The organism is Salinibacter sp. (assembly GCF_036626415.1).
Lineage (GTDB): Bacteria > Bacteroidota > Rhodothermia > Rhodothermales > Salinibacteraceae > Salinibacter.
This window is the reverse complement of sequence record NZ_JAZKRW010000164.1, coordinates 1-5,175: the sequence shown is the minus strand read 5'-3', so window position 1 is coordinate 5,175 and position 5,175 is coordinate 1. Positions and strand designations below refer to the sequence as shown.

Here is a 5,175-nt window from a genome sequence, read left to right as displayed (position 1 = left end):
GCCGTCTGCACCTGTTCGAAGTCGAAGACGGTGGTGGTCGGCTGCAGCTTCCCGGACGCCGCAATCCAGCGGCCCGACGGGTCGGTGTCGATGCCGTGGGGCGACTTGCTGACCGGCACGAAGTACATCACGCCCTCGTGGTTGGCCGGGTCGATCAGCGGCACGCCGTTGCGCCCGCTGATGTCGTTGTTTTCGACGACCTCTTCGGCGCGCTCCCAGTTCACGAACGCGGCGTAATCGCGGTCGCGCTGGCTGGCGTTGATCTCCAGCGAGTCGTGGGCCATCTCGGTGTTGTAGGAGGTCCAGAACGCCCAGCCCTCGCTCGGCCCCTTGCCGGTGGAGCCGAGGTCCCAGTTGAACGGCGGCGTCTTGACCTGCCATCCCACCCCCATTTCGCCGGTCTCCGGGTCGATGTCTACGCCACTGACGATGCCGTTAAACTCCTCCTCGTAGTCCTCGACGTCCGCGTGACGCCCCTTGGGAAGCGGCACGGAGAAGCGCGTGGCCACCAGGAGGTACTCGGTATTCGGGGTCACGAAGGAGGAGCCGTGGTTCCCCATCGAGTTTGGAATGGGCCCCAGGATCTGCTTTGTGCTAAAGTCCCTGAGGCTGATGCGCGCGACCCGGTTGTTGGCGTTGTCGTTCACGAACAGCCAGCGGCCGTCGTACACGCCGTCGGTCTTGGAGAGGCCCGGGTGGTGCACGTCGCCCCACCGGTACTCGCCCATCATTTCCTTCGACTCCTCGTCGAAGCCGTAGCCGTGGCCCGGCGAGGGCGTGTAGACCGGAATTTCTTGAATCTCGCGCAGCGACGGCAGGCCGGCCACGAAGACCTGGCCGGAGTGGCCGCCGGAGTAGAACAGATAGTAGTCGTCGTCCTCTCCGGGCGGGACGTACGAGGCGGGGGCGCCATCGGTGGACCCCGACGATCCGCCTCCACAGCCCAACAGGGCCAGCGGCAGGACGACCAGAAAGAAATATGTGAGGTATCGCATAAGTATCGAGAATCTGTTTCGGATAAAAGGATGCGAATATTTTTTGTACCAGCAGAAACACCGGCCTTCCTGCGAGGCGCGTCTGTCAGCAGAATTCCCCCGCCTGTCCCCCACGCGCCTGGAGGCCGCGGCGCTACGCCGCGGCGTCTTCCGTCACGATCATTGTGCCCTGCATGGTGGCCCAGTGCCCCGGGAAGGTGCAGAGGTAGCCGTGCTCGCCGGACTCCTCGGGCACCGTGAACGTCACCTCCACCGTCTCGCCGGGCTGGGACATCGGGGTGTACGCCAGCACCTGCTCTCGGAGCGGGTCCTCCTGCGGCACGTAGTCGTTCGAGGACCCGGCCCGGGTGCCCGCCTCTCCCACCTCCTCGAAGAGGGCCTCGTCGTTGGAGGTTAGGAGGACGACGTTGTGCTGCATCGACGGGCTCGTGGCCGTGTTTTCGAAGACAAGGCGCACGGTCTCTCCAGGGGCGACGGAAAACTCTGTCGTTTCGTACTTCATCCGGTTGCCCTTCGGCTGAAGGGTGACGGTTCGATCAACCGTCTGGGAGGCCTCCGACTGCGAGGCGGACGCAGAGGCGGACGCGTCGTCGGGCGACGACTCGGACCCCCCGCACGCCGTCATGGCGAGGGCAAGCATGAGAAGGAGGGGCGCGATGCGGAAACGGGAGCGCATGGGAGCAAGGGGCGCGTTGTCAATTGATCTCACTTCTAATCTATGCGGTCCTCCCCAAGGGCGTCTTTGACCTACGTCAACTCCGCACTCGCTTCATTGACGGTTTACATGAATCGCGTCCCTCGCTCCAGTGCAGGGCACAGATGCAACTGTGCTCTCCCACAGCACACCGTCCATTGCTTCGCCCTGGAAGGGGTCCCCCGTAACGCTCTCCCCCCGCACATCCCACTACAATACTGAGAAGGCCGCCCCCGTTTTGTGTACCGAGGACCCGGAACCCCTCTTGATCGCTTTGTCGAACCGTTCCTCCTTCGCCATGCGATCCCCAACGTCCCTCGTCGCGTCCCTCGTTGCCGTCGTCGCGGGTCTCGTCCTCGTTGTTGGCCTGCCGGACGCGCAGGCGCAGTACTTCGGCCAGAACAAGGTCCAGTACGACGACTTCAGCTTTCAGACCCTGGAGACGGAGCACTTCGTCTTTTATTTTTACCCAGAGGAAGAGCGGGCCGTGCGCGATGCGGCCCGAATGGCGGAGCGCTGGTACGACCGCCACACGGAGCTCTTCCTGCACCGCTTCGACGAGAAGAAGCCAATCATCTTCTACGCCAACGACGCGGACTTTCAGCAGACCAATGTGACGCCGCAGCCCATCAGCCAGGGCACCGGTGGGCTCACCGAGCCGCTGCGCGAGCGCGTGGTGATGCCCCTCTCCGCGTCGTACGGGGAGACGGACCACGTGCTGGGCCACGAGCTGGTGCACTCGTTCCAGTTTGACCTGGGCCTCAACCAGGACAGCCTGGGCATTCAGCTTCGGAACCTGCCGACGTGGCTCATCGAGGGCATGGCCGAGTACCTGTCGGTGGGGCGACGGGACTCGCACACGGCCATGTGGATGCGGGACGCGGTGCGCCGGGACGACATGCCGTCGTTTGAGGACCTGTCCAATCCGCGCGAGTACTTTCCCTACCGCTACGGGCAGGCCTATCTCGCCTACATTGGCGGCAAGTACGGGGACCAGGCCGTCACAAACCTGTTCAAGCGCGGGGGACAGGTGGGGCTCGACTCGGCCTACGTGGAGCTGTTCGGCGTCTCGCCCGACTCGCTGACGAAGGAGTGGGGCCGGGCCACCCGCGATGCCTATCGCCCGCTCATGGAGGGCCGCACGCCGCCCGACTCCGCCGGCCAGACGGTGCTCGCCCCGGAGACGAACGGCGGACGCATCAACATCGCCCCCTCGCTCAGCCCGGACGGGCGCTACGTCGCGTTCATCTCGGAGCGGGAGCTGTTCTCCTTTAACCTGTACGTGGCGGATGCCGAAACCGGAGAGGTGATCGCGGAGCTGGACCAGGCCGGGATGACCGGGCACTTCAACGCACTGCGCTTTATCGATTCGGCCGGCACGTGGTCGCCGGACGGCCGCCGCCTCGCGTTCGTCAGCTTTGAGGACGGCGACAACCAGATCACGATCTGGAACATCGTTGAGGAAGAGATCGAGCAGAGCTTCTCGGTCGACGGCGTCACGTCGATGAAGAACCCGGCGTGGTCGCCGGACGGGGAGACCCTCGCCTTCGCGGGCACGGACGGCGGCATCAGCGACCTCTACGTGCTGGACCTAGAGACGGAGTCGGTGCGGCAGCTCACCGACGACCGCTACGCGGACCTCCAGCCGACGTGGGCGCCGGACGGCGAGACCCTCGCCTTTGCGACGGACCGCGCGGGCACGGACCTCGAGACACTGAGCCCGTCGTCGAACATGGATCTGGGGCTGATCGACGTGTCGAGCGGGGAGGTGACGGTGCGCGAGCCCTTCGGCGATGCGCTGCACCACAATCCGCAGTTCGCGCCGGACGGGCAGAGCCTCTACTTCATCAGCGACCCGGACGGGTTCAAGGACGTCTACCGCGTGGACCTGTCGAGCGGCGAGCGCTTCCGCGTGACCCGCCTCAAGACGGGCGTAAGCGGCATCACGGCCCGCTCTCCGGCCCTGTCCGTGGCCTCTCAGAACGGCGACATGATGATGTCGGTCTTCGCCGACGGCAACTACACCGGGGTCCGTCGTCCCGCCGGGGAGGTGCAGGGCACCCGCCTCCGCGCCCCCACGGCCCGGGCGGCCTCGGCGGGGGCGGCCGGGCGCCCCCCGACGGCCGACACGACGGACGACGGAGCGACCGGCCCCGCCGCCGACACGTCGCGTACCGCCGGCCTCCTGCCCTCTCCCGCGGCCCCGAATGACGGCCTCATCGCGGCGAACCTCCGCGATTCTAAGACGGGCCTTCCAGATGCGTCTACGGACTACGAAGCCGAAGACTACGACCCGACGCTGTCCCTGGAGTCCATTTCCCGGGCCAGTGGCATTGGCGTCTCCGTCGGGGGGCCGTTTGGGGGCGGACTGGCCGGCGGCATCGGGCTCCGATTTGGCGACATGTTGGGGCACCAGACCCTCGGGGTGGCCGTGCAGGCCCAGGGTACCTTCCGCGACATCGGAGGCGGGGTGTCGTACATGAACCGGCGCAACCAGCTCAACTGGGGCGGCTCGCTCAGCCACACCCCGCTCGTCTTTTCCGCAAACACCGTCCCGGTCCAAAATGGATCGGGGCAGCTGACCGGGGTTGCGAGCGTGGTGCAGCGGGCCTTCATTACGTCTGCGGCCGGGCGGGCCTCCTACCCCCTCAGCCAAACGCGGCGCTTCGAATTCTCCGTCTCGGGAACGCGCTACGGCTTCGGGACGAACGTGCGCACGGCGGGCCTCGTCGACGACAACACGGCCGATCAGATCGAGGCGGCCTTCGGGGACCGGGACCCGAAGTACCTCGCGGGCGGGAGCGCAGCGTACGTGCGCGACTTCACGACGAATGGCCTCACGGGACCGCTGCAGGGCGGGCGGTGGCGGCTGGAAGTGTCCCCCACCCTCGGCTCGCAGAACTTCGTGACGGCCCGCGCCGACGTGCGCCGCTATTTTTACGCAGAGCCGTTCACGTTCGCCCTCCAGGCGCTCCATGTCGGCAATTACGGGGCCACGTTCGACGATGAGTTCGGCATCGGCAACGAGTACATCGGGTATCCCTACGGCCAGGGCTTCGTGCGCGGCTACAGCGTCCAGAGCATCGCGGACGGCATTCGCGAAAACGGCGGCTGTACCCGGGTGTCCGACGACCCGACGACGTCGCAGTGCGCTGAGATCGACCGGCTCTTTGGCACCCGCGCCCTCACGACGCGGGCTGAGGTTCGGATTCCCCTCCTGGGGCCGGAGCGCCTCAGCCTGATCCCGTTCCAGTACCTGCCCACCACCCTGGCCCCGTTCGTGGACGCGGGCGTCACGTGGACGAACGACGAGGGCCCGGATTTCACCTTCGAGACAGAGAGCGCCGACACCACGATTCCGGTGGTGAGCACAGGCGTGGCCGCCCGCTTCAACATCCTGGGCAACTTCCTCCTCGAGGCCTACTACGCCCGCCCGTTCCAGCGCCGCGACACGACGTGGGAGCTCGGCTTCCGCATCTCGCCGGG

Annotated in this window: 2 protein-coding genes and 1 pseudogene; 1 reads left to right on the top strand and 2 read right to left on the bottom strand. The window is 66.5% G+C overall.

Annotation, left to right across the window (positions count from 1 at the left end; genetic code table 11):
- A pseudogene (locus tag V5A20_RS12925) lies at positions 1-995 on the bottom strand (Sec-dependent nitrous-oxide reductase); the annotation flags it as partial.
- Between the two features lie 133 nt (positions 996-1,128).
- Positions 1,129-1,671 (bottom strand): plastocyanin/azurin family copper-binding protein, encoded by a 543-nt coding sequence (locus V5A20_RS12920; protein WP_332327519.1) that lies wholly within the window; start codon positions 1,669-1,671, stop codon positions 1,129-1,131.
- A gap of 316 nt (positions 1,672-1,987) precedes the next feature.
- Between V5A20_RS12920 and V5A20_RS12915 the strand changes: the two genes are divergently transcribed.
- On the top strand, positions 1,988-5,175 hold a 3,188-nt coding region (locus tag V5A20_RS12915), incomplete at its 3' end, for a hypothetical protein (RefSeq protein WP_332327518.1).